A 14,815-nucleotide genomic window follows, 5' to 3' on the forward strand; every position below is an offset into this window, starting at 1 on the left:
ATGCGGCACGAACAGCTCATCAAGCGTTTTCTCGTCGACGAGTTTCTTCCCGACACGGAACCGGCGGACCTCGACCCGGACTACGACCTGACGGCCGGCGGAGTCGTGGACAGCCTCGGCCTGCTGAAGATCATTGCCTGGCTGGAGCACCGCTTCGACCTCGTCGCCGACGAGCTGGAACTCGACCCGGAGAGCTTCCGCACGGTGCGCGCCATCGACGCCTTCGTGCGGCACGCCGCCGCCCGCGACCTGGAGACGAACTGACCGTGCCCGCCCTCCTCGACACTCTCGTCGGCGCCCGCGCCCCCGTCCCGGTCGCCGTCTGGCACGCGTTCTGGGAAAGCCTGGAGGCCGGAACACTGGAGCGCGCCGAAGCCGCAGCCGTCCTGGCCTCCCTCTCCACCCGGCTCCCCGGGGAGCAGAGCCTGCACAGCCTGCTGCGCTCCCTCGCCGAGCGGGACCCGGTGGCGCACTGGCCGCAGTACCCGGGAGCGGTCAACATCGTCGGCACCGGTGGCGGCCCGCAGACCTTCAACATCTCCACCGCCGCGGCCTTCGTGGCGGCGGCCATCGGCGTGCGGGTGGTCAAGACCGGCTCCCGTTCGTACCGAAGCCGGAACGGCTCGGTCGATCTGCTCAACCGGCTCGGGGTGCGGCTGACCTCCTCCGCCGAGGAGACGGCCCGGACGCTGGACCGCTTCGGCATCGCCTTCGCCGGCCCTTTCGTCTACCCGCCGGAGCTGTCCCGGCTGGCCCGCCTGATCCACCCCCTGCCGATGCGAGTGCTCGGGAGCTTCGCGAACGCCCTGGGGCCCCTGCTGCCCAGGGTGAGGGTCGACACCCAGCTGACCGGCGTCGCCGACCACACCATGGTGCCGCTCCTGCGAGGGCTGGCCCGGCACCGGCCCGGCCGGCTGTGGCTGTGCGTCAACGAACACGGCGCCGACGAGCTGCTGGCCGCCGGAGAGAACACCCTCCACCCGCCGGACGGCGGGTTGCCGCGTCGGCTGCGCACCGGCGCCTTCGGCCTGAGCGGACCACTGGCGGAACTGCGCCCCGAGCCCGACCACGACCGGATCGTTCCGCACTTCCTCGGCATTCTCGCCGGAAGGGGCGGTCCCGGAGCCACTCGCACCGTCTGCCTCAACGCCGCGGCCCTGGCGGTCCTCGGCGGCACCATGCGCGACTGGCCGCCCGCGATGGCCGCCGCCTACGAGGCGATGGCCGACGGATCGGCCCTGGCCCTCGTCGAGCGGCTGGCGGCCGGGGCGCGGCGCAGCCCAGCGGGAGTGAACGCCCGTGGCTGAGCCCGCCACCCCGCCCACCACCCGGTCCCGACCGAGCCCGTTCTTCGCCGGGCTGGACGGCGAAGGCGGCCACGACCGTCCCGGTCTCGCCGTCTTCCTCAACGCCGGGGACCCGCCACTGTCCACTTTCGGTGAGCTGACGGCCATGCTCGACGAGCTCGGCGTGGAGTGCCTGGAACTCGCGGTCCCCTTCCCGGACTCCATCACCGACGGCCCGGCGGTGCGGCGCTCGGCCGCCCGTGCACTAGCCGCCGGCACCGGACTGGACGCCGTTCTGGCGGCCGTCGCCGAGGCCCGGCCCCGGCTGCGACGGCTGCGCATCGCACTGCTCGCCGACTGGGCCCACACGGTGCGTCCGCTGGGCCGCGAGGGGCCGGCCCGGCTCGCCCGCGACACCGTGGCGGTCGGAGCGGACGGCATCCTGCTGCACGGACTGCCGCCCCGGCTGCGCGCGGAGCATCTGCGGACCGCCGGCCGGGCCGGGCTTCCCGTCGTGACCACTGCCTACGCCCGGTCTTCCGCGGAAGTGCTGCGGGCCGCCGCGGAGGACGCCACCGCCTATGTGTATCTGGTCGCAGTCCGGGGCCGCAGCGGTAACCGCCCGACCGGCGGCTACCAACGGCTCGCCCCGGTGGTGAGCGGGCTGAAAAAAACGGCCACCGCACCCGTGGCGGTGGGCTTCGGCGTGCGCACGCACGCCGACCTGGTCGCCGTCGCCCGCCTCGGCGCGGACGCCGCGGTCGTCGGCACCGCCGCGGTCACGGCTGTGGAAGGGGCCCTGGACGACGGCGGCGACCCCGTGGCCGCGCTCGCCGGATTCCTCACCGGACTCCGCGGCGACGGCTGATGGCCGGTAGAGAACGGACCAATGAGAACAGGAGCGAGGACATGATCATTCGCCGACTGTCGGAAGTGCTCACCGTGGACTGGGGCAACGGGCTCAGCAGGAGGTTCCTGCTGGAGTCCGATGGCATGGGCTACAGCATCACCGACACAACCGTCCGGGCCGGGACCAAGTCCCGGCTGGAGTACCACCGCCACCTGGAGGCGTGCTACTGCATCGAGGGACGGGGCACCGTCATCGACCGGGTCGGTACCGCCCACCGGGTGGAACCGGGCGTTCTCTACGCCCTGGACCAGCACGACGCCCACTTCCTCATCGCCGACCCGGAACGGGATCTGCGGCTGGTGTGCGTCTTCACCCCCGCCCTGGTCGGCAGTGAGCGCCACGACCTCGACTCGGCCGAATTCTCCCGGTACTAGGCCATGACCTGGACCGCGGACCAGCGCGCGCTGCGCGACGGCCTGCGTCCCTGGCTCGATGCGATCAACGGCGATCACATCGAGCGCGACGCACGCGCCGAGTTCCCCGAGGAGCACTGGCGGACCCTCGCCGAGACCGGAATCCTCGGCCTGCCGATCGATCCCCGTTGGGGAGGGCTCGGCCTCGACCTGCCCACCACCCTCTACGTCCTGGAAGGGCTCGGCGAGTACTGCCGGGACGGCGGTCTCTCCTTCTCCGCCGCCACCCATCTGGTCAGCACCGGCATCGCCCTCCAGCGCTTCGCACCCCAGCCGTTGCGCGAGCGCTGGCTGCCGGGGATCTGCTCCGGTACCCGGATCGGCGCCCACGCGATCAGCGAGACGGAGGCCGGCTCCGACGCCCTGGCCATGCGCACCACGGCCCGGCGCGACGGTGACCACTACGTACTCACCGGCAGCAAATCCTTCGTGACCAACGGCCCGGTGGCCGGATTGTTCGTCGTCTACGCCAGGACCGCCCCCGAGGGCGGACCCCTGGGCATCACCGCCTTCCTGGTGGAGGGAGACACCCCCGGTCTCGACCGGGGCGCCCCCATCGCCAAGATGGGACTGCGCACCTCCCCGATGTGCGAACTCTTCCTCGACGACTGCCGGATCCCGGCCGATCATGTCATCGGCCGACCCGGCGGCGGCTTCCTGGTCCTGGACCACATCATGAAGTGGGAGATCCTCTGCTCCTTCGCCATCACCGCCGGCGAGATGCGGCACCGGCAGGACCGCTGCCTGGAGCACGCGCGGAACCGCCGGCAGTTCGGCCGGCCCATCGGCTCCTTCCAGGCCGTCTCCCACCGGATCGTCGAGATGGAGACGGGGTTGCGCACCGCCCGCAAGTGGCTCTTCGACACCGCCCGGGACTTCGCCGCGGGCGAGAACGTCACCACCGACATCGCCATCACCAAACTGCTCGTCAGCGAGCACAACCTGTCCTCCGCCCTCGCCGCCGTCCAGCTCTTCGGCGGCAACGGCTACACCGCCGAGTACGGCGTCGAGCAGGACCTGCGCAACGCGGTCGCCGGGACCATCTACTCCGGGACCTCGGAGATCCAGCGCAACCGCATCGCCACGATGCTCGGGTTGTGAGCCGGCGTGCCACCGAAGGACATCCCACCTGCGATCAACCCTCCCGACCCGACCCGCGGGGGCACGGCCTTTCGTCAGGACCCGGCGTCCGGGAACACCGAGTGCCCACCTGCCGGCGGCCACCACCGGGAGTCCGCCGGGCGGCCGACTCCCCGAACCGATGAGGAGCACACCATGTTGGTGTCCCCGGCACAGCTGGCCGAGACGGAGTTCCTCGACCACGGCACACCCGAGGTCCGCGCCCTGGTCGCCAAGGCATCCCCGGCGGACGGCGCGACCCTCGCCGAACGCGCGGTCCGGCTCTACTACGCCGTCCGGGACGGCATCCGCTACGAGGTCTACGGCGCCGACCTGTCCCGCACCGGCCTGCGCGCCAGTCAGGTGCTGCGCCGCGGCAGCGGTATGTGCCTGCACAAGTCCCTGGTGTACGCCGCGGCCCTGCGCGCCATCGGGGTGCCCAGCCGACTGGTGCTCGCCGACGTGCGCAACCACCTGGCCTCCCCACGGCTGCGCGAACTCCTGGGAGGCGATGTCTTCCACCAGCACTGCGTCACCGAACTCGACCTGAACGGCCGCCGACTGCGCGCCACTCCCGTCTTCAACCGGACCCTCTGCCGGCTCTACCGCATCCCCGAGCTGCACTTCGACGGCACCGCGGACAGTGTCCACCATCCCTACGGCCCGGACGGCGCCCAGCGCATGAAGTTCCTGCGCGAGCACGGCGTCTTCGACGACCTTCCCTACGACTTCGTGCTGTCCTCGCTGCGCGCCGCCCACCCCCGACTGTTCGCCTCGGACGCCACCCCCGTCCTGGCCGAGGGGTCCCTGGCGGACGAGGCATGACCGCGCCGCTGCTCAAGGCATGCGGAGCCACCACCGAAGCGGAGATCACCGGACTGGCGGCGGCCGGAGCCGACCTGGTGGGGCTCTGGCACGGCATCCCCGGCGGCCGTGCCGAGCTGGACCCGGCCCGGCTGCGGCAGCTCGCCGCGGCCACCGCCCGCACGGGGACCGAACCGGTGGTGGTCACGCTCCACCGCGAGGCCGAACCGCTGCTGCGGATGCTGCGGGCGTGCGGCACCAGTCGGGTGCAACTGCACGGCTACCAGCCGCCCTCGCTGGTGCGCGCCCTCGCCCGGGCCGGCGGCGTCACGGTCCTCAAGGTGCTGCACCTGCACGGCGGCGGGTGTCCCGAGCAGGCCCTCATCCCCGCGTACGAACGCGCCGGCACGGACTGCTTCGTCCTGGACAGCGCCACCGCCGACGGTCGCATCGGCAGCACCGGTGTGCCCGCCGACCCCGCGCTCGTGCTGCGCCTGGCCGACCTGCTGAATCGGCCGTTCCTGCTGGCCGGCGGCATCCGGGCCGACAGCCGGCCCGCCTTCGCCGCCGTCGCCGAGCACCCCCGCTTCCTCGGCATCGATGTGGACACCGCGGCACGGGACACCGCCGGTTCACTGAGCGGCGCCCGGCTCGCGGCGATCGCCCACGGTTGGCGCACCGGACAGCCCTCGGAGAGGACCCCATGACCAGCCCGTTCACCGACGCACTGCTCAACGCCCGCCTGCCGGTCGTCATGGAGATCAAACCCACCGACGGCCACGGGGCCGGGCTGCTGGCCGGCCGTACGGTCGCCGAGCTGGTGGCCGCCTACGCGCGTGCCGGAGCCCCCTGCCTGTCCGTGGTGACCGGATCCTGGTTCGGCGGGGACGAGCGGTTGCTCGCCGAGGCCGCCGCCACCACCCGACTGCCGCTGCTGCGCAAGGACTTCATCACCCGGCGCTCCCAGTTGCTCCGCAGCCGGGAGCTGGGTGCCTCGGCGGTTCTGCTCACTGCCGGACTGCTCCCCCGGGAAAGCCTGCATCGGCTGACCGAGGAGTGCCTGCGGCTGGGACTGACACCTTTCGTGGAGGTGACCGACGAGGCCGAGGCGGAGCGGGTACCCTTCGGCGACCGCGCGGTGGTCGCGGTGGCCAACAAGGACATCGGCACCCGCGAGCGCGGGCCCGGGGACCTGAACCGCGGCCCGGCCCTGCTGCCCGCGGTGCGGGCCACCGGTACGCCCTGCCCGGTCAGCGCCAGCGGCATCACGACCCCCGAACAGGGCGCCGGGCTGCTGCGGGCCGGCTTCGCCGGACTGCTGGTCGGCACCGGCCTGCTGCGTGCGGGCAGCCCGGAGGAGTGGGCGGCCGAACTCGACCGGCTGCTGCGCACCCCGGCGGCGCGGCCGTGAGCGGCGTGCCCGGGAGCGCCCCGGAGCGGACGGCCCTCTCCCTGCGGGCGGCGCTCGCCGGCCTCCGCGCCCGCGACCCGCGGCGGGTGCGGGAGGTCGCCGAACCGGTCCCGGCCGAAGGGCCGGCCGGGATCTTCGCCGCCCGCTGCGGCGGCGTACCGGCCACGTCCCGGGACCGGGCGGAGGACGTTATGGTCTTCCGGCGGGTGCTCGGGCACCGGTATCCGGTGGTGTTCGGGCTGTACGGCGATGAGCGGCGCGTCCGCGACTGGCTGCCCGGGCTGCCGGAGCGCGCCACCCCGGCCGCCGCCGCCCGGCTGACGGCCGCAGCCCTGCCCCCGGTGACGGTCCGGGACCCGGAATGCGCCCGGGTCGACATCGGCCGCGAGGGACTGGGCTCCCTGCCCGTCGGGCGGATCACCCCGCGCGACGCCGGGTCGTTCCTCACCACCGGGTTGGTGTTGGCCGAGGGCACGGCGCCCGACGGGGACTGCGCCCTGTCCGTGCACCGTATGCTGATCCTGGACGACCGACGGCTGACCTTGTCGATGGCGCCGGGCCGGCGGCTCGGCGAGCTTCTCTCCGCGGCTCTCGCGGCCGGCCGGCGGCTGCCGGTCACCGTCGGTCTGGGCGTCCCGCCGTCCGCGATGATCGCCTCCGCGCTCGGTACCCGCTTCCTGCCGTCCGGTACCGACAAACTCGCGGTCGCCGGGGCCCTCGCGGGGGCCCCGCTGGCGGTGGCGGGGGCGGTCAGCCAACCCGTCCGGGTGCTCGCCGACAGCGAGATCGTGGTGGAGGGCTACCTCGACGGCAGTACGGCCGACGAGAGCTCGGCCGGCCCACCGGACGTTTCGCTGCCCGAGTTCCTCGGCTACGACGGTGCCGCCCGGGCCGGGCTGCCGGTGATCACCGTGACTGCGATCACCACCCGCCCCGACCCATTCCTCCACTCGGTGATCGGCCCCGGCCGCGAGCAGTCCGTGATCCTCGGGCTGGCCGGGGCGCTCTCGGTGGCCCTGGGCGAGCCCGGTGAGCCCTTGATCCGGGATCTGCACTTCTCCCCGGCGGGCGGCGGCATGTTGCTGCTGATGGTGTCCGTGCGCAAGCACGGCCCGGCCTGCGACGGGCGGCTCGGCCCGCTGGCCCGGCGGATCTTCGCCGCCCACCCGTTCGCCAAGCTCATCGTCTTCGTGGACGAGGACGTGGATCCGGCCGTCGCGGAGGACGTGTTGTGGGCGGTCACCACCCGGGCCAACCTGGGCACCGACGCGGTGACCGGGACCGGCAGTGCCCCGCTGTCCATGGACCCCTCGCAGGGGCCGGAGTGGGCGGCCGAGCGCGGGCCCGGTGGCATCGGCCGTACCTGGATCGACGCCACCGTCCCGTACCGGTTGCGCGGACGGGTCCGGCGCAGTTTTCCCACCCTTCCCGGGAACCCCGCTTCCTCCGAGGTCCGATCGGCTGGGGACCCGTAGTATGGCGGGAATGGCCAAGGACACCAGTCACCCGCGCAGCGGCACCGTCGACCCGGTTCGCAGCCTCGCCCTGCTGTGGCGCGGCCAGGAGCGCCGGCCCGCCCGCAACGCCCGGCACGACCTCAGCGTGGACCGCGTCGTGAGGGCCGCCATCGAGGTCGCGGACGTGGACGGCATCGAAAGCTTGTCCATGCGCCGCGTCGCGGAGGCGCTGGGCGTGGGCACCATGACGCTCTACACCTACGTGCCCGGCAAGGGCGAGCTCATCGACCTCATGCTGGACACGACCTACGGCGAGATCCCCCGGCCCACCGGTGCCGACTGGCGCGCCCGGCTCGAGCGGGTGGCGCGGGACAACTGGGCGCTGTTCCGGCGCCACCCCTGGATGCTGTACGTCGGGGTAAGCCGGCCGCCGCTGGGTCCCAACGCCATCGCCAAGTACGAGCACGAGCTCGGCGCGGTGGCCGGCCTCGGCCTGTCCGAGATCGAGATGGACACCGTCGTCAATCTGGTCGTCGGCCATGCCGAGACCACCGCCCGGCGCGCCGTGGAGGCGGAGCTGGCCGAGCGGGACACCGGCATGACCGACGACCAGTGGTGGCAGGCCCACGGTCCGTTGCTGAGTTCGCTGATGGACGCCACGGCCTTTCCACTGGCCGCCGCCGTCGGGGAAGCGGTGGGCGCGGCGCAGGGCCAGGCCTACGATGCCACCCACAACTTCGAGTTCGGCCTGCAGCGGATCCTCGACGGCATCGCCGTCATGGTCACCGCCCGGACCACCGCGGGATGACCGCCGCCCTCAGGGGCGGTCGTCGCGGGTGACCCGGCGCTCCAGGATCCGCAGCTCGCCGTCCTCCTCGCGCACCAGCACGTCGTAGGTGACGCACATCAGGTGCACGCGGGGCTGCTCGTCGTGGACGGTGGCGATGATCTGCGCGTAGCCGCGCACCGCGATCCGGCCCTTCTCCCCCGGCTCGACATCCAGCGAGAGCAGCATGTGCCGGTGCTGCTCCCGCCGTGCGGCCAGTTCCTCCCGCGCCTTGCGCACTCCGGCCACCAGCTCCCGGCGGCCCCGGATCGGCCGGGGCGCCGAGGGCGGGGCGAACACCCCGTCCTCGGTGAAGCCGGCCGCCCAGGCCTCCGCATCGCCCGAGTCCAACAACCACATGTGCCGGGCGTAGAACTGCTGCACCTCCGCGTAGAGCGCGGCGAAGGCGGTGCCGCCGGTCGGGGCGGGGGTGGCCTGCTCCCGGGTCCGAACCGTCATGGTGTCGTCCTTTCTGTTCGATGAGAGGGTTCGGGCTGCCGTCACGGCAACAGGACCAGCTTGCCGACGGTGCGCCGATTCATCAGTTCCGTCACCGCGTCCGCCGCCTTGACCAGCGGGTAGGTGCCCGCGATCTCCGGCCGCAGCTCGCCGGTGCGGACCAGCTTGAACATGGCTTCCAGGTCTTCGCGGTAGGCGTCCCCGGGCCGCACGTAGTACATCGTCGCCCGCCTGTCCCCGGTCCGGCCCAGCATCCGACGCAGCTTCCAGCCCATCACCCGGCGCATCGCGGGCAGATGCGGCCGGAACCACTGGCCCGGCTCGTACCCCTCCACCGAGGAGTCGAAGGACACCAGCGTGCCGCCCGGCGCCAGCAGCGACCAGCCGGTGTCCAGGCTGCGCCCGCCCAGGTGGTCGAAGACGGCGTCCACCCCGTCCGGTGCCAACTCCCGCACCGCCGCGGCGACGTCATCACCGCGATAGTCCACGGGCTCGGCGCCCATGGCCCGCAGCGCGTCGTGTTTGGCCGGGGAGGAGGTGCCGATGACCCGGATGCCGTGGCGGACCGCCATCGCGGTGAGCAGGCTGCCGACACCACCGCCGGCGCCCTGGACCAGAACGGTCCCGCCCGGCCGCACCCGGGCGCGGCGGTGCAGCATCTGCCAGGCGGTCACGCCGTTGCAGACCAGCGCCACGGCGGTCGCCGCCGGGATGTCCTCCGGCACCCGGGCGAGCCCGGAGGCCGGTACCGCCACGTACTCCTGCCAGGCGCCGGTCCGTGGCATCGCCGCGACCCGGTCGCCGGGCTTCCAGTGGTCGACCCGCGGGCCGACCGCCGTGATCCGGCCGACCAGGTCGTAGCCGGGCACCGCCGGCATCCGGGGCGGGAAGGGGTGCAGCCCGCGCAGGAGCTGCACCTCCGCGAACGAGACCCCGGCGGCCTCGACCCGTACCACCACCTGCCCCCTGCGTGCCTCCGGCTGGACGGCCCGCCGCAGCTGGAGGAGGTCCGGCCGGTCGCCGGTCCGGGTCAGGACGATCTGATCCATGCTCCTGGTGTTCATCTCTGCCCTCATGCTTGGCCTCCGTTGCTTCGATGGGTGCCGTGACGGTGGCCGCGCTCAGACGTCCGCGGGGACCTTCTCCAGGGCCTTGAGCATCGGCAGGTAGTTCATGACGTCCCAGTGCTCCACGACCTTGCCGTCCTTGAAACGGAGTTCCTCGACGATGTGCCAGCAGACCCGCTTGTTGGTGGGCGGCAGGTCGCCGAAAGGGCCGCGGTGGGTGGCGGTGATGGTGATGCGCAGGGAGACCCGGTCGCCCTCGGCGAGGATGCTCCGCACGTCCAGGCGGAGGTCGGGGAAGGCCCGCAGGCCGGCCTCCATCCGGGTGATCATCTCGCCGGTGTCCACCGGCTGGTCCTCCGAGTAGTGGACGACGTCGTCGGCCCAGTGGTCGATGATTCCCTTCAGCTCCCAGCGGTTCCAGGCGGCCACCATCGCCAGGCACTTCTTCTTGTTCTCTTCCAGCTCCGACACTGCGGTTCTCCTTCCGAGGGGACTGCTCCGTTCGTGCGCTCACAGCATTACGACCTGGCCTCAAGGGCCCCTTGAGGCCAGGTCGCGATGCTGGCAGCCGACGAGGAGACGACGAGGCGAGGGGTTGGTGGCAGTGACGATCGTGGTGACGGGTGCGACCGGTCAGGTCGGCCGGCAGGTGGTCGGCGGGCTGGTGGCGGCGGGTGCCCGGGTGCGGGCGGTGACCCGCCGGCCCGAGCAGGCCGGGCTACCGGAGGGGGTCCGGGTCTTCAAGGGGGACCTGGACACACCGGAGTCGCTGAGCGCGGCGTTCGCCGGCGCCGAGAAGCTGTACCTGTTCCCGGTGCCGGAGACCGCGTCGCAGGTCGTCGACCTGGCCAAGCAGGCCGGCATCCGGCGCATCGTGGTGTTGTCCTCCAGTTCGGTGTTGGAGGAGGGCAGCCACAGCGGTGAGCACCATCTGGCGGTGGAGCGCGCGGTGGAGGACTCCGGTTTGGAGTGGACCTTCGTGCGCGGTGACGAGTTCGCCGTCAACGTGCTGTGGAAGTGGGGCGAGGCGATCCGGAGCGGCGACCTGGTGCGGGCGCCCTACGCCGAGGCGGTGCGGGTCATGGTGCACGAGGCGGACGTGGCCGGGGTCGCGGTGGCGGCGCTGCTCGGAGACGAGCTGGTCGGCTCGGCCCCGGTGGTGACCGGGCCCGAACAGCTGAGCCAGGCCGAGCAGATCCGGATCATCGGCGAGGTCCTGGGACGGGACATCCGGCTGACCGAGATCCCCCCGCGGGAGGCGCGTGCGGAAATGGTCCGCTTCATGCCGGAGCCGGTGGTCGACATGGTGCTCGGCATTCTGGCCGACGCGGTGCAGTCCCCGCCGCAGGTGGCCACCGGGGTGGAGGAGATCCTCGGCCGCCCGCTGAAGACCTTCGCCGAATGGGTGGCCGACCACGCCGATGACTTCCGCCGGGCCGGTTGAGTCCCGCACCCCCGCCGAGCGCGGCCGTCCGCCGGACGGCACGCCATACAGAGAGGCCACCATGACAGATTCCATCGCGTCCCCGTCGGCCGCGGGATCGGCCGTTCTCGGCCCGGTCACCGTCGGCCGGGACGATCCCCGCTACGAGGACCTGGCCGTTCGTCATTCCAACGCCCGCTGGCGGTCGGAGCCGGAGCACTTCGTGCTGGTGAGCTCCACCGAGCAGGTGGTGGAGGCGGTCGGTGCCGCGGTGCGGGCCGGCCGGCGCGTCGCTGTGCGCAGCGGAGGACATTGCTACGAGAACTTCGTCAGCGAGGGCAACGCGCCCGTCGTCATCGATCTCGCCGAACTGAACGCCATCGGCTACGACGAGGAACGCGGTGCCTTCGTCATCGAGGCCGGTGCCGCCCTGCTGGACGTGTACCGCCGGCTGTTTTTCGGCTGGGGGGTGACCATCCCCGGCGGCTCCTGCGGCACGGTGGCCGTCGGCGGTCATGTGTGCGGCGGCGGGTACGGCGCGCACTCGCGGCAGTTCGGGCTGACCGTCGACTACCTGGAGGCCGTGGAGGTGGTGGTCGCCGACGCGGACGGGAGCGTCCGCGCGGTGGTGGGCACCCGGGACCCGGCCGATCCGCACCACGACCTGTGGTGGGCCCACACCGGTGGTGGCGGCGGCAACTTCGGCGTCGTCACCCGCTACTGGTTCCGCGACCCGGCCGCCGCGCCGGGCACCGCCCCGGAGCGGCTGCTTCCGGCGCCCCCGCACACGGTGCTGCACTCGCAGGTCATCTGGCCCTGGGAGGGCATGGACAAGGAGTCCCTCCGGCGCATCGTGCGCAATCACGGCGCCTGGCACGAGCGGCACAGCGACCCCGACTCGCCCTACGCGGGGCTGTACGGCGGGCTGGTCCTCTTCGGCCGGGAGGCGGGGGAGGACCCGGGGCCGGCGGTCATCTCGTTCGCCCAGATCGACGGCACCACCGCGGACGCCCGCGAGCTGTTGCAGGGCTATGTGGACGCGATCGCCGAGGGGGTCGGCGCGCGGCCGATGGTGTTGCCGTTCACGGAGTCCCCGTGGATGGCGCTGACGGTGAAGTACTCCCGGCTGCAGGAGACGACCGGTCAGCGGCTGAAGATCAAGGCGGCCGAGCTGCGCCGCCGCTACCCCGACCACCAGGTGGACACCATCCACGACTGGCTGACCGCGGCCGACCCCGGGCGCGGCCAGGTGACGGTTTCCTTCCAGTCATACGGCGGGAAGATCCGCGAGGTCGCCCCCGAGGCGACCGCCGTGGTCCATCGGGACTCGGTCAACAAGGTGCTCTTCTACAGCACCTGGGAGGACCCGGAACTCGACAAGACCGCCTTGGAGCACCTGCGCCACTTCTACCGGGCGGTGTACGCGGAGACCGGCGGCGTCCCGGTGCCCGACGAGACCCACAACGGCGCCTTCGTGAACTTCCCCGACAGCGACCTGGCGGATCCGGCGTGGAACACCTCGGACACGCCCTGGTACGAGCTCTACTACGGCGCCAACTACCCGCGCCTGCAACGGACGAAGGCTGCCTGGGACCCCAGGGACGTCTTCTGGCACTCGCTGTCCGTGCGGCCCGCACGATGAACCGACCCCTGCGACGAATCGGAGTTGAGCTCTCATGACGGGATCGAACCGGAAGACACCCGCGGCGAACCCGGCCGCCAGACGGGAGCTGCTGCGGCAGCGGATGGAGGAGATGGTGGCGGCGGGGGCCGCCGGTGTGCAGTTCCGTGTCGCCGACGGCGAGGACGTGCAGCTGTTCCGGGCCGGTGTGGCCCGGTTCGGCAGCCCGGACCCGGTGCCCTTCGACGGGCGTTTCCGGGCGGCTTGCATCACCAAGAGCTTCGTGTCGGTCGTACTGCTCCAGCTGAGCGCGGAGGGGAAGGTGCGCCTGGACGACACCGTCGAGACGTACCTGCCGGGGGTGTTGCCGCACGGCGACCGGATCCGGCTGCGCCACATGCTCCAGCACACCAGCGGGCTCTTCAACCACGCGGACTCCTTCCAGCGGCCCGGCGCGCGATTCCTGAGGGACCGCTACCGGCACCATGAGGCGGCCGAGCTGGTGGCCGTGGCCGCCGATAAGCCGCTGAACTTCGAGCCGGGAACCGCCTTCGAGTACTCGAACACCAACTACATCGCGCTGGGCCTGCTCATCGAGCGGGTGACCGGCCGGCACTGGGGCGCCGAGGTCGACGAGCGGATCATCAAGCCGCTGAAGCTCACCGGGACCCATGTCCCGCGGGGCGACGACCCGGAGATCCACGGGCCGCACGCCCACGGCTACATGAAGATCGCCGGCCGGTCCGAGGACGTCACCCTGATGAACCCGACCGAGGCGTGCTCGGCCGGATCGCTCATCTCCACCGCCGAGGACCTGGACCGCTTCCTGGTGGCGCTGGTGACCGGCGAGCTGCTGGGGAAGGAGCAGTTCACGGAGATGACGGACCGCGTGCCCTCGGAGTGGGTGCCGCTGCCGATGTCGGCGGGTTACGGGCTGGGCTTCATGCCGCTGGAGACCTCCTGCGGGCTCAGCCTGTGGGGGCACGGTGGCGGCATCCCCGGCTACGCCACCTTCATCGGCTCCACGCTGGACGGACGGAAGCGAGTGATCACCTCCATCACCCTGGACATCGACCCGGACGACTTCAGCGGCCGTTTCGAGGACACGGTGGTCGCTGCCATCGAGGCGGCGGCGGAGTGCCTGGTCTAGGGACTGCTCGACGTATGCGTCGGTCGGGGACGGCCGGGGTCAGGTGACCGAGAGGCCGCCGTCGACGGCGATGATCGCGCCGTTGGCGTAGCCCGCCTCGGGGGAGGCGAGGGTGGTGATCCACCAGGCGATCTCCTCGGGGGTGCCGATCCGACCGGCGGGCACCTTGGGTCGCATACCGGCGAGGAAGGCGTCGTACGTCTCCTGCGGCATCCCGGCCCGTACCCCGACGCCGGTGTCGATCAGGCCGGGGGCCAGGCCCACGACCCGGATGCCGCGCGGGCCCAGTTCCATGGCCCAGGTGCGGGTGAGCGAGTCCAGCCCGGCCTTGGTGGCGGCGTAGACGGAGCTACCGGGCATCGCCCGCACCCCGAGCGCACCCGCCGAGCCGATGTTGACGACCACCCCTCGGGCGGCCTCCAACTCGGGCAGGGCGCTCCGGGTGAGCAGGATGGGCGCGAGCAGATTGGTGCCGACCTGCTCCCGGATGTCCTGCTCGTCGAGCTCGCCGATCTCCCGGAAGCCGCTCCGTGCGGCGTTGTTGACCAGGACGTCGATGCCGCCCAGGGTGCGCCGGGCCGTCTCGACGATCAGCTGCGGCGCCCGGGGGTCCAACAGGCTGAGGGGAAGGGTGTGGATGTCGGGGTGGTCCGCCGTCTCGTCGAGGGTGCTCTTGCTGCGGCCGACGATGAGGACGCGGTCGCCCCGGGCCGCGAAGGCGCGTGCGGTGGCCCGCCCGATGCCCGTTCCGCCGCCGGTGACGACGACGTTCCGGCGGGAGTCGCGGGTGGTGTGGTCTGTCGGGTGCTGAGTCATGGGCCCGAGGCTAGGGAGTCCCGCTCGAACCTCGATGGGATGGTGCCGGACCC

17 protein-coding genes are annotated in these 14,815 nt (G+C 72.4%); 13 read left to right on the forward strand and 4 right to left on the reverse strand.

The window, feature by feature from the left end:
- The 10 genes from LZF96_RS13380 (at position 1) to LZF96_RS13425 (ending at position 8,208) form a co-directional block, all read left to right on the forward strand.
- On the forward strand, positions 1-264 hold the full coding sequence (locus tag LZF96_RS13380) for a phosphopantetheine-binding protein (RefSeq protein ID WP_233870845.1): 264 nt from the start codon (positions 1-3) through the stop codon (positions 262-264).
- Positions 265-266: 2 nt separating this feature from the next.
- Positions 267-1,307, forward strand: coding sequence for a hypothetical protein (locus tag LZF96_RS13385; RefSeq protein ID WP_233870848.1), 1,041 nt, complete (start codon positions 267-269; stop codon positions 1,305-1,307).
- Entirely contained in the window at positions 1,300-2,154 is an 855-nt protein-coding gene (trpA, locus tag LZF96_RS13390; RefSeq protein ID WP_233870851.1) for a tryptophan synthase subunit alpha, read from the forward strand. The genes LZF96_RS13385 and trpA overlap by 8 nt, the downstream gene beginning before the upstream one ends.
- A 41-nt stretch (positions 2,155-2,195) precedes the next feature.
- Complete coding sequence (locus LZF96_RS13395; protein WP_233870854.1) at positions 2,196-2,570, forward strand: ectoine synthase; 375 nt, start codon at positions 2,196-2,198, stop codon at positions 2,568-2,570.
- Positions 2,571-2,573: 3 nt separating this feature from the next.
- Positions 2,574-3,710, forward strand: a complete 1,137-nt coding sequence (locus tag LZF96_RS13400; protein ID WP_233870857.1) for an acyl-CoA dehydrogenase family protein — start codon at positions 2,574-2,576, stop codon at positions 3,708-3,710.
- 174 nt (positions 3,711-3,884) lie between these two features.
- Positions 3,885-4,553 carry a transglutaminase family protein gene (locus LZF96_RS13405; protein ID WP_233870861.1) on the forward strand — a complete coding sequence of 223 codons (669 nt, stop codon included), beginning with the start codon at positions 3,885-3,887 and terminating at the stop codon, positions 4,551-4,553.
- Positions 4,550-5,239, forward strand: coding sequence for an N-(5'-phosphoribosyl)anthranilate isomerase (locus LZF96_RS13410; protein WP_233870864.1), 690 nt, complete (start codon positions 4,550-4,552; stop codon positions 5,237-5,239). The genes LZF96_RS13405 and LZF96_RS13410 overlap by 4 nt, the downstream gene beginning before the upstream one ends.
- The gene (locus tag LZF96_RS13415; protein ID WP_233870867.1) at positions 5,236-5,943 is read left to right on the forward strand and encodes an indole-3-glycerol-phosphate synthase; all 708 of its coding nucleotides are present in this window, start codon (positions 5,236-5,238) and stop codon (positions 5,941-5,943) included. The genes LZF96_RS13410 and LZF96_RS13415 overlap by 4 nt, the downstream gene beginning before the upstream one ends.
- Positions 5,940-7,418 (forward strand): UbiD family decarboxylase, encoded by a 1,479-nt coding sequence (locus LZF96_RS13420; RefSeq protein WP_233870870.1) that lies wholly within the window; start codon positions 5,940-5,942, stop codon positions 7,416-7,418. Before LZF96_RS13415 ends, LZF96_RS13420 begins: the two co-directional genes overlap by 4 nt.
- 10 nt (positions 7,419-7,428) lie before the next feature.
- Complete coding sequence (locus LZF96_RS13425; protein ID WP_233870872.1) at positions 7,429-8,208, forward strand: TetR/AcrR family transcriptional regulator; 780 nt, start codon at positions 7,429-7,431, stop codon at positions 8,206-8,208.
- A gap of 9 nt (positions 8,209-8,217) precedes the next feature.
- Here LZF96_RS13425 and LZF96_RS13430 read toward each other — a convergent pair whose 3' ends face one another.
- Genes LZF96_RS13430 through LZF96_RS13440 form a run of 3 tightly spaced genes read right to left on the reverse strand, consistent with a single transcriptional unit; the run spans position 8,218 to position 10,223 of the window.
- Positions 8,218-8,685: a nuclear transport factor 2 family protein gene (locus tag LZF96_RS13430; protein ID WP_233870874.1), complete on the reverse strand. Its 468-nt coding sequence runs from the start codon at positions 8,683-8,685 to the stop codon at positions 8,218-8,220.
- 41 nt (positions 8,686-8,726) lie between these two features.
- Positions 8,727-9,761, reverse strand: coding sequence for a medium chain dehydrogenase/reductase family protein (locus LZF96_RS13435; protein ID WP_267940851.1), 1,035 nt, complete (start codon positions 9,759-9,761; stop codon positions 8,727-8,729).
- A gap of 45 nt (positions 9,762-9,806) precedes the next feature.
- On the reverse strand, positions 9,807-10,223 hold the full coding sequence (locus LZF96_RS13440; RefSeq protein ID WP_233870876.1) for an ester cyclase: 417 nt from the start codon (positions 10,221-10,223) through the stop codon (positions 9,807-9,809).
- Between the two features lie 127 nt (positions 10,224-10,350).
- Here LZF96_RS13440 and LZF96_RS13445 point away from each other — a divergent pair, with 127 nt between their 5' ends.
- The 3 genes from LZF96_RS13445 (at position 10,351) to LZF96_RS13455 (ending at position 13,946) form a co-directional block, all read left to right on the forward strand.
- Positions 10,351-11,196, forward strand: a complete 846-nt coding sequence (locus LZF96_RS13445) for an NAD(P)H-binding protein (protein ID WP_308294200.1) — start codon at positions 10,351-10,353, stop codon at positions 11,194-11,196.
- A gap of 61 nt (positions 11,197-11,257) precedes the next feature.
- Positions 11,258-12,817 carry an FAD-binding oxidoreductase gene (locus tag LZF96_RS13450; RefSeq protein ID WP_233870878.1) on the forward strand — a complete coding sequence of 520 codons (1,560 nt, stop codon included), beginning with the start codon at positions 11,258-11,260 and terminating at the stop codon, positions 12,815-12,817.
- A gap of 34 nt (positions 12,818-12,851) precedes the next feature.
- Entirely contained in the window at positions 12,852-13,946 is a 1,095-nt protein-coding gene (locus LZF96_RS13455) for a serine hydrolase (protein ID WP_233870881.1), read from the forward strand.
- A gap of 39 nt (positions 13,947-13,985) precedes the next feature.
- Here the strand turns inward: LZF96_RS13455 and LZF96_RS13460 are convergent, their stop codons facing one another.
- On the reverse strand, positions 13,986-14,762 hold the full coding sequence (locus tag LZF96_RS13460) for an SDR family NAD(P)-dependent oxidoreductase (RefSeq protein WP_233870883.1): 777 nt from the start codon (positions 14,760-14,762) through the stop codon (positions 13,986-13,988).
- Positions 14,763-14,815: the final 53 nt, after the last annotated feature.

Origin of the sequence: Streptomyces sp. ST2-7A (assembly GCF_021390475.1) — a bacterium.
Classification (GTDB): Bacteria; Actinomycetota; Actinomycetes; order Streptomycetales; family Streptomycetaceae; genus Streptomyces.

What these genes read in the sequence shown, in the direction of transcription:
- LZF96_RS13380 (WP_233870845.1), top strand. Translation starts at nt 1, where the DNA reads ATGCGGCACGAACAGCTCATCAAGCGTTTTCTCGTCGACGAGTTTCTT.
- LZF96_RS13395 (WP_233870854.1), top strand. Translation starts at nt 2,196, where the DNA reads ATGATCATTCGCCGACTGTCGGAAGTGCTCACCGTGGACTGGGGCAAC.
- LZF96_RS13400 (WP_233870857.1), top strand. Translation starts at nt 2,574, where the DNA reads ATGACCTGGACCGCGGACCAGCGCGCGCTGCGCGACGGCCTGCGTCCC.
- LZF96_RS13405 (WP_233870861.1), top strand. Translation starts at nt 3,885, where the DNA reads ATGTTGGTGTCCCCGGCACAGCTGGCCGAGACGGAGTTCCTCGACCAC.
- LZF96_RS13410 (WP_233870864.1), top strand. Translation starts at nt 4,550, where the DNA reads ATGACCGCGCCGCTGCTCAAGGCATGCGGAGCCACCACCGAAGCGGAG.
- LZF96_RS13415 (WP_233870867.1), top strand. Translation starts at nt 5,236, where the DNA reads ATGACCAGCCCGTTCACCGACGCACTGCTCAACGCCCGCCTGCCGGTC.
- LZF96_RS13425 (WP_233870872.1), top strand. Translation starts at nt 7,429, where the DNA reads ATGGCCAAGGACACCAGTCACCCGCGCAGCGGCACCGTCGACCCGGTT.
- LZF96_RS13430 (WP_233870874.1), bottom strand. Translation starts at nt 8,685, where the DNA reads ATGACGGTTCGGACCCGGGAGCAGGCCACCCCCGCCCCGACCGGCGGC.
- LZF96_RS13435 (WP_267940851.1), bottom strand. Translation starts at nt 9,761, where the DNA reads ATGAGGGCAGAGATGAACACCAGGAGCATGGATCAGATCGTCCTGACC.
- LZF96_RS13450 (WP_233870878.1), top strand. Translation starts at nt 11,258, where the DNA reads ATGACAGATTCCATCGCGTCCCCGTCGGCCGCGGGATCGGCCGTTCTC.
- LZF96_RS13455 (WP_233870881.1), top strand. Translation starts at nt 12,852, where the DNA reads ATGACGGGATCGAACCGGAAGACACCCGCGGCGAACCCGGCCGCCAGA.
- LZF96_RS13460 (WP_233870883.1), bottom strand. Translation starts at nt 14,762, where the DNA reads ATGACTCAGCACCCGACAGACCACACCACCCGCGACTCCCGCCGGAAC.